The organism is Pseudomonas sp. B21-032 (assembly GCF_024748965.1).
Classification (GTDB): domain Bacteria; phylum Pseudomonadota; class Gammaproteobacteria; order Pseudomonadales; family Pseudomonadaceae; genus Aquipseudomonas.
Genome location: NZ_CP087180.1, coordinates 2,494,764 through 2,518,001, shown reverse-complemented (window position 1 = coordinate 2,518,001; position 23,238 = coordinate 2,494,764). Strand labels below are relative to the sequence as shown.

At 65.3% G+C, this 23,238-nt stretch carries 24 protein-coding genes; 17 read left to right on the top strand and 7 right to left on the bottom strand.

The features are described 5' to 3' along the window. Positions 1–7: 7 nt before the first annotated feature. Entirely contained in the window at positions 8–295 is a 288-nt protein-coding gene (locus LOY54_RS11690) for a hypothetical protein (protein ID WP_258610464.1), read from the bottom strand. Between the two features lie 172 nt (positions 296–467). On the opposite strand from LOY54_RS11690, the gene LOY54_RS11685 reads away from it, so the two are divergent. Further along, positions 468–899, top strand: coding sequence for a hypothetical protein (locus LOY54_RS11685; RefSeq protein ID WP_045196835.1), 432 nt, complete (start codon positions 468–470; stop codon positions 897–899). 100 nt (positions 900–999) lie between these two features. Here the strand turns inward: LOY54_RS11685 and LOY54_RS11680 are convergent, their stop codons facing one another. Further along, complete coding sequence (locus LOY54_RS11680) at positions 1,000–1,944, bottom strand: LysR family transcriptional regulator (RefSeq protein WP_093383788.1); 945 nt, start codon at positions 1,942–1,944, stop codon at positions 1,000–1,002. An 83-nt stretch (positions 1,945–2,027) separates the two neighbouring features. On the opposite strand from LOY54_RS11680, the gene LOY54_RS11675 reads away from it, so the two are divergent. Genes LOY54_RS11675 through LOY54_RS11660 form a run of 4 tightly spaced genes read left to right on the top strand, consistent with a single transcriptional unit; the run spans position 2,028 to position 6,140 of the window. After that, positions 2,028–3,080: a Gfo/Idh/MocA family protein gene (locus tag LOY54_RS11675; RefSeq protein ID WP_258610463.1), complete on the top strand. Its 1,053-nt coding sequence runs from the start codon at positions 2,028–2,030 to the stop codon at positions 3,078–3,080. Positions 3,081–3,133: 53 nt separating this feature from the next. Next, entirely contained in the window at positions 3,134–4,525 is a 1,392-nt protein-coding gene (locus LOY54_RS11670) for an MFS transporter (protein ID WP_195883829.1), read from the top strand. Next, positions 4,522–4,977, top strand: coding sequence for a type II 3-dehydroquinate dehydratase (gene aroQ / locus LOY54_RS11665; protein ID WP_258610462.1), 456 nt, complete (start codon positions 4,522–4,524; stop codon positions 4,975–4,977). The genes LOY54_RS11670 and aroQ overlap by 4 nt, the downstream gene beginning before the upstream one ends. After that, entirely contained in the window at positions 4,974–6,140 is a 1,167-nt protein-coding gene (locus LOY54_RS11660) for a Gfo/Idh/MocA family protein (RefSeq protein WP_258610461.1), read from the top strand. Before aroQ ends, LOY54_RS11660 begins: the two co-directional genes overlap by 4 nt. Here LOY54_RS11660 and dsdC read toward each other — a convergent pair. Continuing rightward, positions 6,133–7,065 (bottom strand): DNA-binding transcriptional regulator DsdC, encoded by a 933-nt coding sequence (gene dsdC, locus LOY54_RS11655; protein ID WP_258610460.1) that lies wholly within the window; start codon positions 7,063–7,065, stop codon positions 6,133–6,135. The two genes, LOY54_RS11660 and dsdC, sit on opposite strands and share 8 nt — an antisense overlap. 2 nt (positions 7,066–7,067) lie before the next feature. Next, positions 7,068–8,420, bottom strand: coding sequence for a D-serine ammonia-lyase (locus tag LOY54_RS11650; protein WP_258610459.1), 1,353 nt, complete (start codon positions 8,418–8,420; stop codon positions 7,068–7,070). 176 nt (positions 8,421–8,596) lie between these two features. On the opposite strand from LOY54_RS11650, the gene fusA reads away from it, so the two are divergent. The 7 genes from fusA (at position 8,597) to LOY54_RS11615 (ending at position 17,531) form a co-directional block, all read left to right on the top strand. Next, on the top strand, positions 8,597–10,702 hold the full coding sequence (gene fusA, locus LOY54_RS11645) for an elongation factor G (protein ID WP_093383797.1): 2,106 nt from the start codon (positions 8,597–8,599) through the stop codon (positions 10,700–10,702). A gap of 148 nt (positions 10,703–10,850) precedes the next feature. After that, positions 10,851–13,301 carry a DNA ligase D gene (ligD, locus tag LOY54_RS11640; protein ID WP_258610458.1) on the top strand — a complete coding sequence of 817 codons (2,451 nt, stop codon included), beginning with the start codon at positions 10,851–10,853 and terminating at the stop codon, positions 13,299–13,301. Beyond that, positions 13,298–14,311 (top strand): acyl-CoA dehydrogenase family protein, encoded by a 1,014-nt coding sequence (locus tag LOY54_RS11635; RefSeq protein ID WP_258610457.1) that lies wholly within the window; start codon positions 13,298–13,300, stop codon positions 14,309–14,311. The genes ligD and LOY54_RS11635 overlap by 4 nt, the downstream gene beginning before the upstream one ends. Further along, positions 14,308–15,072: a PIG-L deacetylase family protein gene (locus tag LOY54_RS11630; RefSeq protein ID WP_093383806.1), complete on the top strand. Its 765-nt coding sequence runs from the start codon at positions 14,308–14,310 to the stop codon at positions 15,070–15,072. The genes LOY54_RS11635 and LOY54_RS11630 overlap by 4 nt, the downstream gene beginning before the upstream one ends. After that, positions 15,069–15,668 carry a bifunctional 2-polyprenyl-6-hydroxyphenol methylase/3-demethylubiquinol 3-O-methyltransferase UbiG gene (locus LOY54_RS11625; RefSeq protein WP_258610456.1) on the top strand — a complete coding sequence of 200 codons (600 nt, stop codon included), beginning with the start codon at positions 15,069–15,071 and terminating at the stop codon, positions 15,666–15,668. The genes LOY54_RS11630 and LOY54_RS11625 overlap by 4 nt, the downstream gene beginning before the upstream one ends. Next, positions 15,665–16,324, top strand: a complete 660-nt coding sequence (locus LOY54_RS11620) for a glycosyltransferase family 2 protein (RefSeq protein ID WP_258610455.1) — start codon at positions 15,665–15,667, stop codon at positions 16,322–16,324. Before LOY54_RS11625 ends, LOY54_RS11620 begins: the two co-directional genes overlap by 4 nt. A 112-nt stretch (positions 16,325–16,436) precedes the next feature. Next, complete coding sequence (locus LOY54_RS11615) at positions 16,437–17,531, top strand: serine hydrolase (protein WP_258610454.1); 1,095 nt, start codon at positions 16,437–16,439, stop codon at positions 17,529–17,531. A gap of 13 nt (positions 17,532–17,544) precedes the next feature. Here the strand turns inward: LOY54_RS11615 and LOY54_RS11610 are convergent, their stop codons facing one another. Next, positions 17,545–18,480 (bottom strand): LysR family transcriptional regulator, encoded by a 936-nt coding sequence (locus LOY54_RS11610; protein ID WP_258610453.1) that lies wholly within the window; start codon positions 18,478–18,480, stop codon positions 17,545–17,547. 114 nt (positions 18,481–18,594) lie between these two features. Here LOY54_RS11610 and LOY54_RS11605 point away from each other — a divergent pair, with 114 nt between their 5' ends. Next, entirely contained in the window at positions 18,595–19,791 is a 1,197-nt protein-coding gene (locus tag LOY54_RS11605; RefSeq protein ID WP_258610452.1) for an MFS transporter, read from the top strand. Between the two features lie 9 nt (positions 19,792–19,800). After that, complete coding sequence (locus LOY54_RS11600; RefSeq protein ID WP_258610451.1) at positions 19,801–20,190, top strand: nuclear transport factor 2 family protein; 390 nt, start codon at positions 19,801–19,803, stop codon at positions 20,188–20,190. Positions 20,191–20,247: 57 nt separating this feature from the next. Here the strand turns inward: LOY54_RS11600 and LOY54_RS11595 are convergent, their stop codons facing one another. Continuing rightward, positions 20,248–21,051, bottom strand: a complete 804-nt coding sequence (locus LOY54_RS11595) for a Ku protein (protein ID WP_258610450.1) — start codon at positions 21,049–21,051, stop codon at positions 20,248–20,250. A gap of 178 nt (positions 21,052–21,229) precedes the next feature. Between LOY54_RS11595 and LOY54_RS11590 the strand changes: the two genes are divergently transcribed. From LOY54_RS11590 to LOY54_RS11580, 3 genes are all read left to right on the top strand, one after another. Next, a complete protein-coding gene (locus LOY54_RS11590; protein ID WP_258610449.1) occupies positions 21,230–21,739 on the top strand; it encodes a DUF4142 domain-containing protein in 510 nt (169 codons plus the stop codon). Between the two features lie 14 nt (positions 21,740–21,753). After that, entirely contained in the window at positions 21,754–22,041 is a 288-nt protein-coding gene (locus tag LOY54_RS11585) for a hypothetical protein (protein ID WP_045196801.1), read from the top strand. Positions 22,042–22,173: 132 nt separating this feature from the next. Continuing rightward, positions 22,174–22,788: a Yip1 family protein gene (locus LOY54_RS11580; protein WP_195883815.1), complete on the top strand. Its 615-nt coding sequence runs from the start codon at positions 22,174–22,176 to the stop codon at positions 22,786–22,788. A 20-nt stretch (positions 22,789–22,808) separates the two neighbouring features. On the opposite strand, the gene LOY54_RS11575 is transcribed toward LOY54_RS11580, so the two are convergent. Further along, on the bottom strand, positions 22,809–23,081 hold the full coding sequence (locus LOY54_RS11575) for a DUF1652 domain-containing protein (protein ID WP_258610448.1): 273 nt from the start codon (positions 23,079–23,081) through the stop codon (positions 22,809–22,811). Positions 23,082–23,238 lie beyond the last annotated feature (157 nt).

The following is a 23,238-nucleotide window of genomic DNA, read 5'->3' as shown; positions in this document are numbered from 1 at the left end:
CAACGGATTACAGGCCCAGTTCTTGCGGAGTAAGCATGTCGCATTCAAAGGCGATCCAGCCGCCTTCCAGCTCGGCATGGCCGTTAACGATCGGGCCGTAGTAGCTCAGGCTGTTATCGAGGGTCACGCAGATGTGCGTCGCCTTGTCCGGAGCGGCCAGGGCACCGACAAAGTGGACCTTCTTCAGCGTCTCGGTAACGGCTTCAAGACCCACCCGAATTGCAACGTTTTCCACCACTTCAACGTCTGCATGCAGGTCGTCGCTGACGGTTACGGTGGCTGTGTAGTTGTACATGGTCGAACTCCAACGACAATTCTATCGGCGTCTGCTGACGCTCACGGGCGCATAGGGTAATGGAGCGGCCCGGAAAAAGCCCGCGCCTATCGACGAGGCGACGCACGAAGGTACCCTCGGCCCGCCCCGGCTGGTATTGTGCCCCCCGGTAAAACCTGTCAGAGGAATGACATTGAGTGCTGAACAGAACCTGACCTCGGACATGTTCGAGGTCGACAAGCGCCTGGGGCTCAAGCCCGTGGTGGATTTCAACAACTACCTGCAAAAAGCCTTCGGCGACGGGCCTTGCACCTGTATCCGCTGCCGCACCAGCGGCGGTGACGAAACAGGCTACGAGTACCAGCACACCTTCGTGCTCGACGGCCAGACGCTCAACCGGCGCTTTGCCAACACTGCGGGCAGCGATGTGCTCAATGCACTGAAGAAGGCCTGGCTTTCGTACACCAAGGCCGATCTGCCGGCGCTGGGTGCGCTGGACCTGAGCGCAGTGAAAGGTTTTGTTGAACCGCAGCTGCACAAGCGCCTGCTGCCGCTGTTCCTGGCCAGCGGCCTGGTGCGTGAAATCGACGGGCAGTGGATGCTGCAGGTGCAAGCCGGCGATTGAGTGCTTGGGGCTGCTTGCGCAGCCCATCGCCGGCAAGGCCGACTCCCACAGTTTTGAGCCTGCACAGCACCTGTGGGAGTTGGCCTGCCCGCGATGCCCCTCAGCCACCCACCGCCAGCGCAAACGGCCCCTGCGCCAGTTGCTCACGCAAGAACGCCACGCAACTGCGGACCTTCGCCGAGCTACCCGAACGCGCCGCCGTCACCGCCCAGACATCCGCCGGCTGGTGATAGGCCGGCAACACCCTGACCAGCGACCCCTCCTGCAAGCTGGCGGCCACGTCCCAGTACGAAGCCATGATGATGCCGTGCCCGTCCATCGCCCATTGGCGGACGATATCGCTGTGGTTGGCGGCCATGGGCCCGGTGACCTTGACCGTTTCCGGCCCGCCCGGGCCGACCAGTCGCCACACGCCAAAGCGGTCGTCGCGGCTGCGAAACAGCAGGCAATCGTGCTGGGCCAGTTCCGCCGGTACCCGCACCGGCCCGCGCCGCGCCAGGTAATCCGGCGATGCCGCCAGCACCCGCTTGTTCTCGGCAATGCGGTGAGCGATCAGGTGTTTTTCCTGCACCTCGCCGACGCGGATGTCGATATCGAAGTTCTCGCCAATCAGGTCGACCCGGCGGTCGAGCAGTTCCAGCCAGATATCCAGGGTCGGGTGACGCTTGCGCAACAGCGACAAGATCGGCGCGATGTGCTCGCGGCCCAGGCGCAGGCTGGTGCTGATACGCAGGGTGCCGCGCGGCTCGCTGTGGGCAGCGGACAACGACTCAAGCATTGACTCGACGTTCTCGAGAATCTTCTGCGCCCAGATGAACGCCGCCTCGCCGTCGCTGGTGATATTCACCCGCCGCGTGGTGCGGTTGAACAGCTTGACCCCCAGCAGGGTCTCGAGGGTGGCAATGCGCTTGCTGACATGCGCCGGCGACAGGCCGATCTCGGTGGCGGCGGCGATGAAGCTTGAGCGCCGCGCCACTTCGCAGAACAACTGCAGGTCGCGCAGCAGCGGTTCATTATTCGCTAATAGCGCATTCTGATTCTTCATCTGGCCCGATTATCTCCTGGGAGTTTTTTATTAGCCTCTCACAAAACCGCTGCCGCGGTCCGCATAACAATAACGAGAGCGCCATGAACAAACTTCGCATTGCCGTTGCCGGTGCCGGCCTGATTGGCCGCAGGCATATCGAACTGATCCAGGCCAGCGCCGAGTGCGAACTGGCCGCCCTGATCGACCCGGCCCCGGCCGCCGCCGAGCTGGCAGCCAGCCACGGCGTTGCCCTCTACCCTTCGCTTGAGCAACTGTTTGCCGAGCAGCGCCCGGACGGGGTGATCCTCGCTACGCCCAATCACCTGCATGTCGAAGGCGCCCTGGCCTGCGTCGACCACGGCGTTGCCGCGCTGATCGAAAAACCCGTGGCCCACACCCTGGAGGAAGGCAAGCGCCTGCTGGCGGTCGCCGAGCAAAGCGGTGCGCGGCTGCTGGTCGGCCATCACCGTGCCCACAGCGCGATCCTCGCCAAGGCCCGCGAGGTAATCGCCGAAGGCTTGCTCGGCAACCTGGTGGCGGTGATGGGCAGCGCGCTGTTCTACAAGCCCGACGACTATTTCGACGCCGCGCCCTGGCGCCGGCAGCTCGGCGGCGGGCCGGTGCTAATCAACATGATCCACGAGATCGGCAACCTGCGTTCGCTGTGCGGCGAGATCGTCGCCGTGCAGGCCCAGGCTTCCAGCGCCACCCGTGGCTTTGCCGTGGAAGACAGCGTCGCCATCAGCCTGCGCTTTGCCAACGGCGCCCTCGGCACCTTCATGCTCTGCGACACCGCCGCCTGCGCCCGCAGCTGGGAGCAGACCGCGCGGGAGAACCCCGATTACCCCAGCTACGCCGACGAAGACTGCTACGTGATCTGCGGCACCCAGGGCACGCTGTCGATCCCGACCATGCGCCTGAAGTACTACGAGCAATCTGCCGAGCGCTCATGGTGGAAACCCTTCAGCACCGCCGTGGCGCCGCTGCAAAGCGCCGACCCGCTGGCCCGCCAGCTGGCGCACTTCTGCCAGGTGGTTCGTGGCGAACAAGCGCCGCTGGTGAGCGTGCGCGACGGCCTGCGCAACCTGCAGATCGTCGAAGCCATCAGCAGCGCCGCGCGCAGCGGGCAGATCGTCGACACCGACAGCCTCTGAAGCCTTTTATCCAGTCCTACCGCTCCATAACAACAACAAACGGAGACAGACAGATGGCCAACCATCCCCAAGGGCTGCATGCAGCCCGGCAAACCAAGAAAGCCACGGCCAGCGGCTGGGTCGGCTCGGCGCTCGAGTACTACGACTTCTTCATTTATGCCCAGGCTGCGGCGCTGATTTTCCCGCAGATCTTCTTCCCTTCCAGCGACCCGAAACTGGCCATCGTCGCCTCCCTGGCCACCTACGGCGTCGGCTACCTGGCGCGCCCGGTCGGCGCCTTCGTGCTCGGCCACTGGGGCGATACCCGCGGGCGCAAGCATGTGTTGCTGCTGTGCATGCTGCTGATGGGCCTGGCCACCTTTGCCGTCGGCCTGCTGCCGACCTACAGCCAGATCGGCTACTGGGCGCCGGTGCTGCTGGTGGTGCTGCGCCTGGTCCAGGGCTTTGCCGTGGCCGGGGAAATCGCCGGTGCCAGCTCGATGATCCTCGAACATGCGCCGCCCGGTCGTCGTGGCTTTTACGCAAGCTTCACCCTGCAGGGCGTGCAGGCCGGCCAGGTGCTGGCGGCGGCAATCTTCCTGCCGCTGGCCTATTTCATGCCCGAAGAGGCCTTCAACAGCTGGGGCTGGCGCATCCCCTTCCTGCTCAGTGCCGCCGTGCTGCTGGCAGCATTCATCATCCGCCGCGAGGTCGAGGAGCCGGCGGCGTTCACCCAGAAAGTCGCCAAGGTGGTGCGCCAGCGCTCGCCCATCGGTGAAGCCTTCAAGCACAGCTGGCGCGGCATGCTGGTAGTACTCGGGGTGTCGCTGATGAACGTGATCCCGGTGGTGACCACCGTGTTCGGCGCCGCCTATGCGGTACAGCCGGCCTACGGCGTGGGTTTTGACAAGAGCGTGTACCTGTGGATCCCGGTGGTCGGCAACATCGTCGCGGTGCTGGTGATCCCCTTTGTCGGCAACCTCTCCGACCGCATCGGCCGCCGCCCGCTGATCATCGGCAGCGCCATCGGCTGCGGGTTGATGTCGTTCCTTTACCTCTATGCCATCAGCCTGCACAACCTGCCGCTGGCGTTTGCCGCCTCGCTGCTGATGTGGGGGATGATCTACCAGGGCTACAACGCCATCTTCCCAAGCTTCTTCCCCGAACAGTTCCAGACCCACTACCGGGTCTCGGCCATGGCCGTGGCGCAGAACATCGGCTACATGATCACCGCCTTGCTGCCGGCGCTGTTCACCGCCGTGGCGCCGCCGGGCTCCGACAACGTGCCGCTGCTGATCGGCGCCATCACCTGCCTGGTCACCGCGCTGTCGGCCATCGCCGCCTGGAGCGCCCCGGAAACCTACCGCACGCCCATCGACCAACTCGGCAAGGCCGACGCGGTGAGCCTGGACAAACCCACCTACGACGCCCTGCGCGCCAACGCCCTGACTGGAAACCAGCCATGAATACCCTGCTCGTGCTCAACGGCCCCAACCTGAACATGCTCGGCCTGCGCCAACCCGACGTCTACGGCCGCGAAACCCTGGCCGATGTCGAAAGCCTCTGCCAGCAGGCCGCCCGGCGCCTGGAGCTGAAGCTTGAGTTCCAGCAGACCAACCACGAAGGCCAACTGATCGACTGGATTCACCAGGCCCGTGGCCGGGTCGCCGGAGTCGTCATCAACCCCGGCGCCTGGACCCACACCTCGGTGGCAATTCACGACGCTTTGATTGCCGCCGAAGTGCCGGTGATCGAGGTGCATATCTCCAACGTCCACCGCCGCGAAGCCTTCCGCCACCACTCCTATGTATCGCTGGTGGCCAAGGCGGTGCTGGCCGGTTTCGGCACTCACGGCTACGTGCTGGCGATCGAACATTTTGCCCGAGAACTCAAGCACGCCAACGGAGGCGCCCAATGAAAACCATGGCCAACCCACAACAACGACTGCGCCTGGGCTTTGTCGGCGGCGGTCTGGAGTCGTCGATCGGTTCGACTCACCGCTACGCAGCGTCCCTGGACGGCCATTACCAGCTGGTCGCCGGGGTCTTCGCCCGCGACCCCGAGCGCAACCTGGCCGCGGCCCAGGCCTATGGCGTGGCGCCAGAGCGGGCCTATGCCGATTTTGAAGCCATGGCCAGGGCCGAAGCCGCCCGCGCAGACGGCATCCAGGTGGTGGCGATCATGGCGCCCAATGCCGTGCACGTACCGGCGAGCCTTGCGTTTCTCAAGCACGGTATCGATGTCATCTGCGACAAGCCGCTGGCGGCGAACCTTGCCCAGGCCAATGCCCTGCTCGATCAGGTTCGCCAAGGCCCGGCCCTGCACCTGCTGACCCACAACTACAGCGGCTACCCGTTGATTCGCGAAGCCCGCGAACTGATCGCCCAGGGTGCGATCGGCCAGGTGCGCCTGGTGCAGGTCGAGCACGCCAGCGCCTTCGGCACCCACCCGCTGGAGCAGCAAGGGGTCAAGGCCCTGGCCTGGCGCACCGACCCCAGCCAGGCCGGCGCTTCGTCGGTGCTGGCCGATGTCGGCGTACATGCCCACCAACTGCTGCGCTTTGTAACAGGCCAGGAGGTCAGCCAGGTCTCGGCCGAGCTCAGCACCCTGGTGCCGGGCCGCGCCTCGGACGACAACGCCCACGTCAAACTGCGCCTGAGCGGCGGCGGCCGAGGCCTGCTATGGGCAAGCTTCGTCGCTGCCGGCCAGCGCCATGGCTTGCAGATCCGGATCTTTGGCTCGAGCGGCTCGCTGTACTGGCACCAGGAACAACCCGAGCGCCTCGAACTGCGCCACCAGGACCAGCCGCACCAGGTGCTGCGCCGGGGTGAAAGCTGGCTCAGCGATGCCGCCAGGCAAGCCACGCGAATCAAGGCCGGCCAGCCCGAAGGCCTGCTCGAAGCCTTCGCCAACATCTACAGCGACGCCGCCGAACTGATCAGGGCCCGCCGCGAACAGCGCGCCCCGGCGCCCTTGGCACGCCTGTGCCCGACCGCTGAAGACGGCCTGCGCGGCATGGCATTTATCGAGGCGTGTGTGCAGTCGGATCGCCAGGAGGGGCGCTGGATCGAAGTCAGCTGAGCGCACACTCGCGCAACCACTCAATCATCACCCGCAAACGCAGCGGTAACCTCTCCTGCGGCGGATGCACCAGGTAGTAACCCTGCCCCGCCGTCTGGCTGAAGCCCCCCAGGGGCAGGATCAACGCGCCCTGGTCCAACAACGGTTGCACCAGGCGCTGGCGACCGATGGCCACGCCGGCATGGTGGCTGGCGGCGGCGCTGCACAGGTCGGAGCGGTCGAAGGTCAGGTGGCGGGCGGGCAGGTGCTGTTGTACGCCCTGCTCGCCGGCCCAGCGTTGCCACTCGGCGTCGAAGGCGGCATGTTCCCAGGCCAGGGCATCGTGCAGCAAGGTGCACTGGGCCAGGCGCCCGGGGTGGTCGATCAGGCCGTGGCGCTCGGCATACTGCGGGCTGCACACCGGGGCGACGTGCTCACCCATCAACAACTGGCTGGCCAGCCCGGGAAACTCGCCGTGGCCATACAACAAGGCCAGGTCCACCGGGCGGGTGCGAAAATCCACCGGGTCGTTGCCGGTGCGGATGTCCAGGCTGAGCTGCGGATAGCGCTGCTGGAAATCCGCCAGGCGCGGCACCAGCCAGTGCTGGGCCAGCGACGGCCGCACATACAGGCTCAGGGCACCGCTGACGTCTTCAGTCGACGGTTGCAGGGCTTCTTGCAGTTGCGCTTCCAAGCCTTGCAGCACTTGATAGAGGCGCTCGCCTTCAGCGGTCAGGCGAATGCGCCGGGTCAGGCGTTCGAACAGGCGCAGCGCCAGGGCTTGCTCCAGGCGGGCGATGCGATGGCTGACGGCGCTGGCAGTCAGGCACAGCTCTTGCGCGGCCTGACTGAAGCTCAGGTGCCGGGCAACCGCGACAAAGGTGTGCAGGTTGGCGAACTGGGCACCGCTCAAGCGGCTGCCAAGGCGATCGGGCAGGTTGAGCATGCTCAGTTACCGGCCAGTTCTGCGCGGCCCCTGGCCAGGTAGCGGTCCATCTCCTCGCGCGGCACCATGCTGCCGCCGGTGCCCCACACCAGGTGGGTGGCGCGGGCCATGCGCGCCTCACTCAAGCCCAGGCGCTGACGGTAGCCCTGCTGCTCCTGCAGCACAGTGCACATGCCCGCGAGCCCGGCCAGCGCCGACGGCTCGAGTTCGATGCCCTCACACGCCTGCATCTGCGCCAGCTGGCGGTACAGGGTGGCGTCGCTGACGGTGTAGTAGCCGTCGACCAGGCGCTGCAGCGAGCGGCCGACAAAGCCCGAGGGCCGGCCCACTGCCAGGCCGTCGGCGGCGGTCTGGTTGTCGATGCCGAAGTCGTACACCGACACCGCGTCGTGCAGGCCGGTGTACACGCCTAGGAACATGCACGGCGAGTGGGTCGGCTCGGCGAACAGGCAATGCACCGCGTCGCCAAAGATCTGCTTGAGGCCGAAGGCCACGCCACCAGGCCCCCCGCCGACGCCGCAAGGCAGGTAGACGAACAGCGGGTGCTCGGCATCCACCACGATGCCCTGTTCCGCCAACTGGCGCTGCAGGCGCTCGGCGGCCACGGCGTAACCGAGGAACAGGTTCAGCGAATTTTCATCATCGACGAAGTGACAGTGCGCATCGCCCTCGGCCTCCTTGCGCCCCTGCTCCACCGCCACGCTGTAATCGGCGCTGTACTCGCGCACCTCGACGCCGCAGGCGCGCAGGCGCTCCTTTTTCCACTGGCGGGCATCGGCAGACATGTGCACGGTGGCCTTGAAACCCAGGCGCGCGCTGATGATGCCGATCGACAAGCCCAGGTTGCCGGTGGAGCCGACCGCCACGCTGTACTGGCCGAAGAACGCCCGGGCGGCATCGCTGTCGAGCCTGGCGTAGCTGTCGCCCGGTTGCAGCAGGCCGCCTTTGAGGGCCAGGTCTTCGGCATGCTTGAGCACTTCATAGATGCCGCCACGGGCCTTGATCGAACCGGAAATCGGCAGCAGGTTGTCGGCCTTGAGCCACAGCGCGCCGTTCACTGGCAGTTGCTGCTCGGCGCACAGCACCGCCTGCAACGCGTGCAGCGCCATCAACGGCGATTCGATGATGCCGGCGCTGGCCGAGGTTTCGGGGAACGCCGAGGCGATGAACGGGGCAAAGCGTTCGAGCCGCGCGCTGGCCTCACGGATATCCGCAGCGGTCAGCGCCACGTCAGCGAGGGCTTCGGCGCTCGGCGCCAGGGCCGGGTTGAACCAGCAGGTCGGGCGCAGCGCCACAAGACCTGCGATCAACGGATGACTTTGGCACCAGGCAGTAACGGATTTTTCCAGCGGCATCGGGCAGCTCCATGAGGCGAATACAGCGATTAAGCGACAGCCCCGGGCGCTTTACAACCGATGCCTGCTCAGCCCATGGATGAACCTGCTTCAGCCATGGCCCGCCGTGCAAGGCGCTGCACTTCTGCTACCTTGGGAATACCCTCTTCTTGTGCATTACACACAGGTGACCCCTCATGGCGCGCACCACCCCTATCGAGCTGTACCGCAACATCGGCATCGTCGCCCATGTTGACGCCGGCAAGACCACCACCACCGAACGCATCCTGTTCTACACCGGGGTCAACCACAAGATGGGCGAGGTGCACGACGGCGCCGCAACCATGGACTGGATGGCCCAGGAGCAAGAGCGCGGCATCACCATCACTTCGGCGGCGACCACGGCGTTCTGGCAGGGCTCGACCAAGCAGTTCCCCGACAAGTACCGCTTCAACATCATCGACACCCCCGGCCACGTCGATTTCACCATCGAGGTCGAGCGCTCGCTGCGCGTGCTCGACGGCGCGGTGGTGGTGTTCAGCGGCGCCGACGGCGTCGAGCCGCAATCGGAAACAGTCTGGCGCCAGGCCAACAAGTACCATGTGCCGCGCCTGGCCTACGTCAACAAAATGGACCGCCAGGGCGCGGACTTTCTGCGCGTGGTCAAGCAGATCGACCAGCGCCTGGGCCACCACCCGGTGCCGATCCAGCTGTCGATCGGCGCCGAGGAACATTTCGCCGGGCAGATCGACCTGGTGAAGATGAAGGCCATCTACTGGAACGACGACGACCAGGGCACCAGCTACCGCGAAGAAGAGATTCCCGCCGACATGCTCGCGCTTGCCAACGAATGGCGCGCGCACATGGTCGAGGCCGCCGCCGAGGCCAACGACGAGTTCATGGAGCTGTACCTCAACGGCCAGGAGCTGAGCAACGAGCAGATCAAGGCCGGCCTGCGCCAGCGCACCCTGGCCAACCAGATCGTCCCGGCGATCTGCGGCTCGTCGTTCAAGAACAAGGGCGTGCCGCTGATGCTCGACGCGGTCATCGACTACCTGCCGGCGCCCTCGGAAATCCCGGCGATCAACGGCACCGACCCGGACCACGAAGACAAGCACCTGGAACGCCATGCCGACGACAACGAACCGTTCTCGGCGCTGGCGTTCAAGATCGCCACCGACCCCTTCGTCGGCACCCTGACCTTCGCCCGGGTCTACTCCGGGGTGCTCAGCTCCGGCAATGCCGTGCTCAATTCGGTCAAGGGCAAGAAGGAGCGGATCGGGCGCATGGTGCAGATGCACGCCAACCAGCGCGCCGAGATCAAGGACGTGTGCGCCGGCGACATCGCCGCGCTGATCGGCATGAAGGACGTCACCACCGGCGACACCCTCTGTGACATCAACCAGCCGATCATCCTCGAGCGCATGGACTTCCCCGACCCGGTAATCTCGGTGGCGGTCGAGCCGAAAACCAAGGCCGACCAGGAGAAAATGGGCATCGCCCTGAGCAAGCTGGCCCAGGAAGACCCGTCGTTTCGCGTGCGCACCGACGAAGAGACGGCGCAGACGATCATCTCCGGCATGGGCGAGTTGCACCTGGACATCATCGTCGACCGCATGCGCCGCGAGTTCGGCGTCGAGGCCAATATCGGCAAGCCGCAGGTGGCCTACCGCGAGAAGATCCGCAACACCTGCGAGATCGAAGGCAAGTTCGTTCGCCAGTCCGGCGGTCGCGGCCAGTACGGCCACTGCTGGATCCGCTTCGCCCCGGGCGATGAAGGCAAAGAGGGCCTGGAGTTCGTCAACGAGGTGGTCGGTGGCGTAGTGCCGCGTGAATACATCCCGGCGATCCAGAAAGGCATCGAAGAACAAATGCAAAACGGCGTGCTTGCCGGCTATCCGCTGATCGGCCTCAAGGCCACGGTGTTCGACGGCTCGTACCACGACGTCGACTCCAACGAGATGGCCTTCAAGGTCGCCGCTTCCATGGCCACCAAACAGCTGAAGGATAAAGGCGGTGCAGTACTGCTGGAGCCGGTGATGAAAGTCGAAGTGGTGACCCCCGAGGAGTACCAGGGCGACATCATGGGCGACCTCAGCCGGCGCCGCGGGATGATCCAGGAAGGCGGCGAGACCCCGGCGGGCAAGGTAGTGCGCGCGGAAGTGCCACTGGGCGAGATGTTCGGCTACTCCACACAGATGCGCTCGATGACCCAGGGCCGCGCCAGCTACACCATGGAGTTCACCAAGTACGCCGAGGCGCCGGCGAGCATCAGTGAGGCGATCATCAAGAAACAAGGCTGATACACCGACCGCTGGCACCCTGTGGCAGCCGGCCTTGCCGGCGATGGGGTGCGCAGCGGCCCCACCTCGAACAAAAGCCGATTGAACTCCCACCCCTGCCGCCCTATCCCAATGCTTAGGACCCGCCCAAAAGCCGCAGGACACCGCCATGGCCAAGCCGTTGCAGGAGTACGCGCGCAAGCGCAATTTCGACGCTACCCCGGAGCCCGCAGGCCATCAGCGCAGCGGCAAAAAAACCGCCCACGCCCTGCAGTACTGCATCCAGAAACACGACGCCAGCCACCTGCACTATGACTTTCGCCTGGAGCTGGACGGCACCCTGAAAAGCTGGGCCATCCCCAAGGGCCCGTCGCTGGACCCCAAGGTCCGGCGCCTGGCCGTGCACGTCGAAGACCACCCGCTGGACTACGCCAGTTTCGAAGGCACCATCCCCGAAGGCCATTACGGTGCCGGTGATGTGATCGTCTGGGACCGTGGGGTATGGATTCCCGAAGAAGATCCACACAAGGCCTATGCCAAGGGCAAGCTGCGCTTTCGCCTGCAGGGCGAGAAACTCTCGGGCATCTGGAACCTGTTTCGCACTCACCTGGCCGGCAAGAAGGAGCAGTGGCTGCTGATCAAGTCCGACGATGCCCAGGCGCGCCCGCAGGCCGACTACGACATTCTCGAAGCCGAGCCGGACAGCGTGGTCAGCGAACGCACGCTGCTCACGCGCGCACCCAAGGCAGACAGCAACAGCGAACTCGGCGGCGCGAAAAAAGCTGCCCTGCCCGCCTCGCTCAAGCCGCAGCTGGCCACCCTGGTAGAGACGCCGCCCGAAGGCGACTGGCGCTACGAAGTCAAATTCGACGGCTACCGCATCCTCGCCCGCATCGAAGGTGACGAGGTGCACCTGTTCACCCGCAACGGCCATGACTGGACCGCCAGGCTGCCCCGGCAAGCCAAGGCCCTGGCCAGGCTCGGCCTGCACTCGGCCTGGCTCGATGGCGAGATGGTGGTGGCCAACGAGCACGGCGTCGCGGATTTCCAGGCCCTGCAGAATGCCTTCGACCAGCAACGCGACGAGCAGATCCTCTATTACCTGTTCGATGTGCCCTACCTCAACGGCATGGACCTGCGCCAATGCCCGCTGGAGCAACGACGTGCGGCGCTGGCGAAGGTGCTGGAAAAGGCCGATGAAAAGCGCCTGCGCTTTTCCGCCGACTTTGACCAGAGCGTCGAATCGCTGCTCGACAGCGCCTGCAAAATGCAGATGGAAGGCCTGATCGGCAAGCGCCTGGGCAGCCGCTACGTCAACCGGCGCAGCAGCGACTGGATCAAGCTCAAGTGCAAGCAGCGCCAGGAGTTCGTCATCGTCGGCTTTACCGAGCCCAAGGGCTCGCGCGAGGCCTTCGGCGCGCTGTTGCTGGCCCTGCATGATGACAACGGCGAGCTGCGCTATGCCGGCAAGGTCGGCAGCGGGTTCAACAGCGCGACCCTGGCCCATATTCACCAGCGCCTCAAACCCCTCGAAGTGGCCAGGCCGCAGTTTGCCAAGCCGCCCAGCGGCGCCGAGGCCAAAGGTGTGCACTGGCTCAAGCCAAGGCTGCTGGCCGAGGTCGCCTATGCGCAGATGACCCGCGACGGCGTGGTCCGCCATTCGGTGTTCCATGGCCTGCGCGACGACAAACCGGCCAAGGCCATTGGCCTGGAGCAACCCGTGAAAACCCCGGCAAGCATAACGTCCAACCTGCACCTGACCCACCCCGACCGCGTCATCGACGCCAGCACCGGCATCAGCAAGCGCCAGGTCGCCGAATACTACGCCCAGGTCGCCGAGTGGATCCTGCCGCACCTCAAGCGCCGCCCGGTGGCGCTGGTGCGCGCACCCGATGGCCTGGCCGGCGAGCTGTTCTTCCAGAAGAACGCCGCGCAATTGAACATCCCGGGCCTTGAGAGCCACGCCAAGGCCGAAGCCGGCCAGGCGCTGATGATCATCGACCAGGCCCGGACCCTGCTCGGCGCGGTGCAGATGAATACCCTCGAGCTGCACACCTGGAACGCCACTGCCAAGGATTTCGACAAGCCCGACCGCTTGATCCTCGACCTCGACCCGGACCCGGCGCTGCCCTGGAAGGCCATGCTCGAAGCCACCCAGCTGACCCTTGCATTGCTCGACGAACTGGGCTTGCAAGCGTTCCTCAAGACCAGCGGCGGCAAGGGCATGCACATTGTCGTGCCGCTGATCCGACGCGCCGGCTGGGACGAGGTCAAAGGCTTTAGCCAGGCCATGGTCCAGCACCTGGCCGGGCTGTTCCCCGAGCGCCTGTCGGCGGTGTCCGGGCCGAAGAACCGGGTCGGGCGGATCTTCATCGACTACCTGCGCAACGGTAAAGGCGCGACCACGGTTTGTGCCTATTCGATCCGCGCCCGCGAAGGGCTGCCGGTGTCGGTACCGATTCGCCGCGAAGAGCTGACCGAGCTTAAAGGCGCGAACCAGTGGAACCTGCTCAACCTCGGCGAACGCCTGGCCGCAGGCGATGACCCTTGGGCCGGGTATGGCCAGGTACGCCAGTCGATCAGCAAGGAACTGCGCCGGCGCATGGGGGTTGAGTCATGAACCACCTGGAGCTGTTACAGACCTTCGCCCGCCGCCCGCAGGCGCTGACCCTCGACCGCCAGTTGCAACGCTGCCTGGAACAATGCCGGGAAACCGGTCTCGACCAACTGCCGCTACCCGGTCATGGCCGCACCCTGCAGCGCTGGCAGGTACTGGCCGAGGTCGCCGGGGCTGATCTGGCCCTGGCCAAGCTGTTCGAGGGCCACACCGACGCCCTGGCGATCATCCATGAGTGCGCCGCCAACCATCTGGACCCGGCGGGCAGTTGGGGGGTATGGGCAGCCGAGCCGCCGAATGCGCGGGTGCGTATTGTCCGCCGCACCGGCAACGACGTGCACCTGCAAGGCCGCAAGGCCTGGTGCTCCGGCGCCCTGCAGATCGACCGGGCGCTGCTCACCGCCTGGGACGAACAAGACCGTCCGCAACTGGTGGCGGTGGCCTTGAACCAACCGGCGCTGCGCATCTTCAATGACGGCTGGCAGGCGGTCGGCATGGCCATTACCGCCAGCGTCGATGTCGAGTTCAACGACTGCCCGGCGCACCTGGTCGGCAGCAGCGGCCAGTACCTGTCGCGACCGGGCTTCTGGCACGGTGGCGCTGGCATCGCCGCCTGCTGGTACGGCGCGGCGCAAACCCTGGGCGAGTTTTTGCGCGAACATTGCCGCAGCCATGAAGACGCCCACGCCCAGGCCCATCTGGGCGCAGTCGACGCGGCGCTTGCCGGAGCCCGGGCGGCCCTGCACGAAACCGCGGCGTGGATCGACGGCCACCCTGGCAGCGATGCCGAGCTGAGCGTCCGGCGCCTGCGCGCGCAGGTCGAGAGCGCTGCGCTGTGTGTGCTCGATCACGTCGGCCGGGCCCTGGGGGCGACGCCGTTCTGTCGCGACAGTCACTTTGCCCGGCTCAGCGCCGACCTGCCGGTGTTCCTGCGCCAGAGCCATGCCGAACGCGACCTGGCCGAGCTGGGCCGGCAAGTGCGTGCAACCCCCGAAGGAGGCTGGCGGCTATGACCCTGCAACCACCGCAGAACCCGATCCAGGCGCCGGGCACACCGCTGGCGCACTGGCAAGCGTCGGCGATCCTGCAGTCGGTGCCGGCAATTACCCATGACCAGTTGGTGCCTGTTGGCAGGCGCCTGGTGGTGGTCGCCCCGCACCCGGACGACGAAGTGCTCGGCTGCGGCGGGGTGCTGGCTGGCATGCGTGGCCGTGAACACGAGTTGCTGCTGGTCTCGGTCAGCGACGGTGAGGCCAGCCACCCCGATTCGCGCCACTGGACCAGCGAACGCCTGCGCCAGCAACGCCCACGGGAAAGCGCCGATGCCCTGCGCCGCCTCGGGCTGGACCTGAGCCGCCTGAGCTGGCTGCGCCTGGGCCTGGCCGACAGCGCCGTGGCCAACCATGAACGCTGGCTGGCCGAACGCCTGGTGCAGCTACTGCGCGCCAGCGACCGGGTGCTGACCACCTGGCGCCTGGACGGCCACTGCGACCATGAAGCAGTAGGCCGCGCTTGCGCCCGCGCCTGCGACACTGTCGGTGCGCGCTTGATCGAAGTGCCGATCTGGGCCTGGCACTGGGCCCGCCCCAGCGACCCGCGGCTGCCCTGGCAGCGCGCCCACAAGCTGTTTCTTGACCGCGCGGTGCTGGCCCTCAAGCAACAGGCCATCGCCGCCCATACCAGCCAGTTGCAGGCCGACGAGCAGACCCCGCCGGTGCTTGACCGCGAGGCCCTGGCCCGCCTGCAACAACCCTTCGAACTGGTGTTCACATGAGCGTCTCGGCCAGCTACTTCGAGCACCTGTTCGCGCACAGCGACGACCCCTGGGCGTTTCGCACCCGCTGGTACGAAAAACGCAAGCGCGAGCTGCTGCTGGCCAGCCTGCCGCGACAGTACTACGGCCGCGTATTCGAGCCGGCCTGCGCCAATGGCGAACTCAGCGCCGCCCTCGCCGAGCGCTGCGAAAGCCTTTTGTGCCAGGACCTCAACGCCACCGCCGTGCAACTGGCCGCTGAACGCCTGCGGCCATGGCCCAACGCCGAGGTCATGCAAGGCTGCCTGCCTGGCGACTGGCCGGCCGGCGAGTTCGAGCTGATCGTGCTCAGCGAGATCGGCTACTACCTGGACCCCGGCCAGTGGCTGGAAGTGCTGGAACGCGCCACGGCCAGCCTGACCTCTGACGGCGCCCTGCTGCTGTGCCATTGGCTGCACCCGATCGACGGCTGCCCGCAGACCGGCCACCAGGTCCATGAACTGCTGGTCGAGCGCTTGCCGTTGTACCGCAGCCTGCGCCACGAAGAGGCCGACTTTGTTCTTGAATACTGGTGCCTCCAGCCTTATGCCATCGACCTTGACGAGCCCTGCCTATGATTGCCGTGATTGTCCCCGCGCATAACGAAGAACTACTGCTCGGCCGCTGCCTGCGCGCCCTTGGCCGTGCCGCCCGGGCGCTAACGGCGCGGGGCGAAGAGGTGCAGACGGTGGTGGTACTGGACGCCTGCAGCGATGCCAGCGAGGCCGTCGCCCGCGCCCATGGCGTGGAGCTGCTCAAGGTCCAGGCGCGCAATGTCGGCCAGGCGCGCCGCGCCGGTGCGGCGTTGATGCTCGAGCGTGGCGCGCGCTGGCTGGCCTTCACCGATGCCGACAGCTGCGTCCCGGCCGACTGGCTGTTGTGCCAGTTGGCCTTTGCCGCCGATGCGGTGTGCGGCACGGTGCATGTCGACACCTGGCAAGCCCACCAGGATGCGGCGCTGCGCGAACGCTACCTGGCCCATTACCAGGCCCGCGAAGGCCACCGGCACATACACGGCGCCAACCTCGGCATCTGCGCTCGCGCCTACGAAAAGGTCGGGGGGTTCCAGCCATTGCCGCTGCACGAGGATGTTCAACTGGTCAACGACCTGCAGCAAAGCGGCGCACATATCGTCTGGACCGCGCGCAACAGCGTGTCGACCAGCAGCCGCAAGGACTGCCGGGTGCGAGGCGGCTTCGGGGATTTTCTCAACAACCTGAACGGCCTGGCCTGAACAGAGAAACCTGTTAACCGTCCGCCGCACTTTTTCACAAATGCCCTCAAGTTAATCATCAGCGCGGTTCTTATGATCAGGCCTGCTTGATCAACCACGAGGGAGAAACACCATGGATGTCAGTTGGCAGTATCTGAGTACCCCGGCCGCCGAGTACTTCAGCGAGGTACTGCAGACCACACCTGCCCAGGTCAAGAATGACATGAAGCAGATTTTCAAGCGCCTCACCGCACAGGCTGGCCCCGGCTGTGTCTTCAGTGTGGAAAAACAGCAGGCCTTTGTGCTCGAAGGCGCTACCGGCTATGCCGACATCGAGCAGCGCAGCCCTTTGACTGCCGACTCGGTGTTCAACCTTGCCTCGGTTTCCAAACAATTCACCGCCTTCGCCATTCACTTGCTGGCCCGCGAAGGCAAGTTGTCGCTGGATGACTCTATCCGCCGCTACGTACCTGAGCTGGGCAGTTACGCCGATCCGGTGACCTTGCGCCACCTGCTGCATCACAGCGGTGGCCTGCCCAGCTACGAGGATGCCGCCCAGGCTCAAGGCATCGCCGATACCCAGCCCCTGACCCAGGCCCAGGCACTCGCCTTGCTGGCAGCACAGAAACAGGCGGAGTTTGCCCCCGGCACAGAGTTTTCCTACAGCAACAGCGGGTACTTCATGCTCTCGCTGGTGGTCGAACGCGTCAGCGGCAAGAGCATCCGGCGGTTTTCCCAGCAGGCGATCTTCACACCGTTGCAGATGACCCATACCCGGATTGTCGACCAGTACCCGCTTGATTTCGCTGTAGTGCGGGGTTATACGCGTGCGCTGTGGGGCCCGGTCAAACGGTATGAGAGCCCGTGGGAGGTGACCGGCGACGGCCAGGTGCATTCCAGCGTACGCGACCTGATGAAATGGGGAGCCAATCTGCACAGCGGCAAAGTGGGCGGCCCCGACCTGCTGGCGGTGATGTCCAGAAGTGGCCCGCGGGTGGCAAGGCACCATGAGGACTACGCCATGGGTTTGTCGCCGCGCCTGTACAAAGGCACGCGCCTGCTTGAACACTCCGGCGGCTGGGCCGGCTATGCGACGCAGTTCATGTACTTTCCGGATGCGCAAACCACCGTTGCAGTGTTGTGCAACGAAGAAAACATCGACGCCACTGAATACGCCACGAAAATCGCCGGCGCGCTGGCCCTCGAAAAGTGGACCCATCCCCTCTAGGCAAGCCTGCACCTCAAGCCGGTGGCGTGAGAACCGCCTCGATGTGGCGCGCTTGGGCAAGGTGAGCCTTGATAAAGTCGATCCAGGCACGGACCTTGCGCGGTACGTGGCGGCTGGACGGATACAGGGCATACACGCTTTGCGGCGCAAAACCATAGCCGGGCAGCCCATCGAGCAACTGCCCGCTGGCCAGCTCATCGGCCACCAGCCAGTCCGGCAACAGCGCCACGCCTGCGCCCTGCACGGCAAAGGCACGCAGGATCGAGGCGTTGTCGGCGATCAGCAATGGCGTGCCCTGAGGGACATACTCCGAACTGCGCGCCTTGCTGTCGACCAGCGCCCAGCGGTTGCTCTGCTCGAAACGGCTGTGCACCAGTTGCGGCAGCTGAGCCAGGCGCGCGGGTGAGTTGATCAACTGCTCGCCGTGGGCAGCCAGCAGGCCGGGCGCCAGCACCAGGCGCACCTGGTAGCTCGCCAGGCATACGCCCCGGTAATCGGAGTCCAGTGCCTGGCCCAGGCGGATGGCGACATCGAAGCGCTCGCGCACCAGGTCGACCTGAGCGGTGTGGGTTTCCAGACGCACGCTCAGCTCAGGGTGCAAACGGCAGAACGCTTGCAGTGCCGGGGCGAGCACCTTGAGCCCGTACTCGACCGTGGTGGTAATCCGCAAGCTGCCCTGCAGGCCGGCGTGCTCGGCGCGCGCTTCGTCGATGGCGATGCGGGCATCTTCGACCACCAGCAGGCAACGCTGGTAAAAGCGCTCGCCGGCATCGGTCAGGGCGATGCGGCGGGTGGTGCGGGTCAGCAGGGTCACGCCCAGTTCCGCTTCCAGTTGCTTGATGCTGAAGCTGACCGCAGCGCGGGTTTGCTGCAAGCGCTCGGCGGCGCCGGTGAAGGAGCCTGCCTGCACCACGGCGCAAAACAGTTCGAAACGGTCGAGGCTGACCATGCGTGTGGGTTCGCCATTGTCAAAATAATTCGACCAATCTGCCGGGTTTACGCACCTTATTCAAGCGCCAACAAGCCACTAGACTGCGCCTTTCTCCAGCCCTTCGAAGCACTCATGCCCTATCGCACGAAAGTCACCCTGGTCTATCTGCTGGGTTTCACCCTCGACCTGCTCAACATGTTTGCCCTCAACGCCGCTTATCCAGCCCTGGGCCAGGAACTGCACGCCTCGGTGGCGCAACTGAGCTGGAGCAGCAACCTGTACATGCTCGGCCTGACCCTGGTGATCCCGCTGGGCACCTGGCTGGCCACGCGGCTGGGTGAACGGCAAACGCTAATGCTGTCGCTGGCGCTGTTCGGCCTGGGCTCGGCGCTGGCAGGCAGCGCCGGTTCGATCGACAGCCTGCTGGTCTGGCGCCTGCTGCAAGGCCTGGGTGGCGGCCTGCTGATTCCGGTGGGCCAGGCCATGGCTTATCGCCTGTATGCGCCCGAGCAGCGCCACCACCTGACCTCACTGGTGATGATGGTCGCCTTGCTGGTCCCGGCGTTGTCGCCGGCACTGGGCGGGGTGGTAGTCGATCAGGGCTCGTGGCGCTGGATCTTCTTCGCCATGCTGCCGCTGAGCCTGATCACCATTGCCCTGGTGCTGGCCTGGCTGCCGGCAAACCCGCCGTTGCCTGCGCCGCAGCCAATGCTGGAGTTGCGCCTGCTCGGCCAACCGCTGCTGCGTACGGCGATGCTTATCTACCTGTGCGTGCCAGGCGTGTTCATCGGCGCCAACCTGGTGGCCGCCCTGTACCTGCAGCAGCGCCTTGGGCTCAGCGCCACGGCCACCGGCGCCCTGATGCTGCCCTGGTCAGCGGGCGCCCTGTCGGCGATCGCCTGGGTGCGCTGGCGCTTCAACCTGAGCGGCCCCAAGCGCCTGCTGATTGCCGGGATGCTGATCCAGTGCGCCGCCCTGCTGTGGCTGGCCCTGCCCTCGGTTGCCGGGCACCAGGCCTGGCTGGCGCTGATCTTCGCCCTGCTCGGCATGGGCAGCAGCCTGTGCAGCAGCAGCGCGCAAAGCCTGGCGTTCCTGGCCATTGCGCCGGCGCAAATGGGCCAGGCCAGCGCCTTGTGGAACCTCAACCGCCAGCTGAGCTTCTGCCTCGGCGTCGCCGTGCTCGGCGCCGTGCTTAACCGGTTGCTGCCCGATGACCAGGCGTTCCGGCACACCTTCATCCTCGCCGCGCTGCTGACCCTGATTCCGCTACCGCTGGTGCTGAAACTGCCCGGGGCTCGCGGCCTGGGGCTTACCACCACTACTACTTGAGATGTGCCCATGACCCATCCCGCTTTCAAGGAAGTTCTCGACGCCCACGTAGCCATCGAACAATGGCTGTCCGGCGCAGCCCCCGCCACAGAGCTGCACGCATTGATGGCGCGCTTCAGCGCGCAGTTCTCGATGATCAACCTGCCCGGCCAAATCGTCGATTATCAGGGCTTGCAGCAACTGTTCGCCCACGCCCACGGCCAGCGCGCCGGGCTGCATATCAGCATCGATGAGCTGCAAGTGATTGGCGAAGGGCCGAGCCTTTGCGTGGTCAGTTATCGCGAATGGCAGGTCGATGACGCCGGCAATCGCTCGGTGCGCCGCTCGACCGCGGTGTTCGAGCGCCACGATGGCGCCCTGCGCTGGCGCCATCTGCATGAAACCACCGTGGCCGGCTGATCAGGCCTTCTTGCGCGGCTTGCTGCCGGCAGGCTTTTTCGCCGCTGGCGCGGCTTTCTACGCCGCCGGTTTGCGCCCGCCCAGGCTGCGTTTGAGCAGCTCGGTAAGGTCGATGATATCGGCGTTTTTCTGCTCGCCTTCGCCTTCCAGCGGCTCGACCGTGGCGATCTTGCCCTGGCTGGCCTTCTCTTCAACCAGGCTCATGATGGTGTCCTTGAAGTCGTTGCGGTAGTCCTCCGGCGTCCAGTGCCCGCTCATGTCCTCGACCAGGCGCCTGGCCATTTGCAGCTCACGCTTGTCGATGCTCGAGTCGCGCACGCTGGCGTCCAGTTCCAGGCTGTCGAGGCCGCGCACTTCCTCGGGCCAGCGCAGGGTGATCATGACCATGGCGTCTTGCAGCGGGCGCAGCAGCGCCAGGTGCTGCTGGGTGTGCAGCACCACCTTGGCCAGGGCCACCTTGCCGGTGCTCTGCAAGGTTTCGCGCAGCAAGGCATAAACCTTGCCACCACGCCGGTCGGGGCTCAGGTAATACGGGGTGTCGAACTGCTGCAGGGGGATTTCGTCGCTGTCGACGAACGAGAAGATATCGATGGTCTGGGTCGCCTCGGGGCGGGCCTTGCGGATCTCCTCCTCGCTGATCACCACGTACTGGCCTTTCTGGTATTGCACGCCCTTGACGATGTGCTCGCGGGCGATCTCCTTGCCGGTGACTTTGTTCACCCGCTTGTAGCCCACCGGTTCCATGCTGCGCTCATCGAGCCAGTCGAAATCGACCCGGTCGCTGCTGATCGCAGTACTCAACGACACCGGGATGTGCACCAGGCCGAAGCTGATGGCACCTTTCCAGATGGCTCTGGCCATGACGTTCTCCCAGGGGTATTTGAAGGGCCCTTTGTCAGTCTGACTGCGCCGGTCGGTGAAGGTTTGCTGCAACTGCGACGATCCGCTGCTGCGCAGCATTGAAGCTGAACTCTGGCGCCGGCAGCCTTTCGTAAAACTAACAGCCGTCTGTTTGTTCACACCCACGGAGATACCGCTCATGAGCCCGTTCCTGCGCCCCACCCGCCTCGCCCTGGGGCTTTGCGCCCTGCTCAGCATCGGCGCCCAGGCCGCCAGCAACAATGCCTTTGTCGACGAAGCCATCAATGCCGGCATGGCGGAAATTCAGACCAGCCAGCTGGCCCTGGAAAAAACCCGCTCGCCCGAGGTAAAGGCGTTTGCCCAGCAGATGATCAAGGATCACACTAAAGCCAATCAGCACCTGCTTGAGCTGGCCAGACAACATGACTTCAGCGTCCCGGACGACGCTGCCCTGACCAGCAAGGCGCGCAAGATGATGCTGCAGGTGCAGGACAGCGCGTCGTTCGATGCGGCCTATGCCACCCATCAGGTCGACGCCCATGAACAGGCGGTGCGCCTGTTCGACGAAGAGAGCCGGTCGACCTCCGACCCGGACGACCTGCGCACCTTTGCCAAGACCACGTTGCCGACCCTCAAGCATCACCTGCAAATGGCCAAGCAACTGCAGAACGCGCACCGCAAGAACTGAAGGAGGGCCCTGGAATGAGAAAGGTCAGCCCGGCCAGCCCGACCAGCCTGCAGATCGACTTTGTCCAGGACACGCTGTTCGGCCCGGTGGCCCACAGCGCCGAATGTGAAGTGCAACTGGCGCCATTGAACATCAATGGCCTGCCCGGCCTGCGCCTGCAGGTACGCGCGCCAGTGCCGGCCAAGCTTGAGCGTTCGCACAGCGTGGCGTTTGTCTGGGAGGGCCGTACTTATCGCGGGATCGTCCAGTATCACCGGCGCTGTGATGACGGCGGCTTGCAGTTGCAGCTGGAGCTGCAGTAACCCGGCTCCCACAACAGCGGTGTATACACCGGGCCTTGGGCTGGGTGGTTCAAATAAATGAAACCCCGTCGCCGGCCAGACCTCCATAGATCAGGGAGCGGTGTTTTAAACCCTGTTTACCCGGAGGTCACCATGAGTACCCATCTGGTTCAACTCTTCACCCACCCCGCTGACGCCTGGATGGAAATCCGCCAGGAAGAAGAACTGCACCCGCGCCATTACCTGCCGCACCTGCTGCTGATGGCGCTGATTCCCGCCTTGTGCCTGTTCATCGGCACCACCAGTATCGGCTGGAGCCTGGCCGGCACCGAGCGGGTGCGCCTGAGCGTGGCCAGCGCCGCTGAACTGGGTGTGCTGCTGTACGCCTGTTGTGTGCTCGGGGTGATGATCATGGGCGGGTTCATTCGCTGGATGTCGCGCACCTTCGATGCCCGCCCCAGCCTCAACCAGTGCATCGGTTTTGCCGCCTACACCGCCACGCCGTACTTCATCGCCGGTGTCGCCGGGCTCTACCCCGGGCGCTGGCTGGCGTTGATCGTGCTGGGTGCGGCGTCGGCCTATGCGACGTTCCTGCTGTACGTCGGCCTGCCGACCTTCCTGCGCCTGCGCAAGGAAGACGGCCTGCTGTATTCGACCAGTGTCTGGGCGGTGGGGCTGCTGGTGCTGGTGACCATCCTGGTATCGATGATCCTGTTCTGGTTCAACGTCCTCAGCCCTGAATACCTGCGCCCGGCCAGCCTCGGCTGACTGGACGCAGTCGGCGTGGTTCAGGCAAGCGCCTGGGGCTTGAACGGAATCTGGCTACGCCCCAGGCGCTGCTCTTCGCGCACTTGGGCCACCAGGGCGGCAAGTTCGTGGCAAGTAGTCAGGCTATGCACCTTGATGCCGGTGACGGTCAGGCAGTCGCCCAGGCTATCGCCCTGCCCCAGCTGGATGGTCAGGTGCTCGCCATCGGAGCACGACACCACACTGTGTTCAGGCAGCAATGCCTGTTCGATCATATGGCACAACTCAAGCGTGGAAACTCCAATCAGTGACATGCTGCGATCCTCGTGTCGGAGGGACCGACTACTCAGTTACTACCGCGTCGGCCCTTAATGCCAATTGAAATCGCTGATGCCGCGCCGTTTCCCCCATGCAGGGCAGCAATGATCTTTCGGAAGAGCCACCCGTGGGTCGCCAAGTTCAAAGCATTCG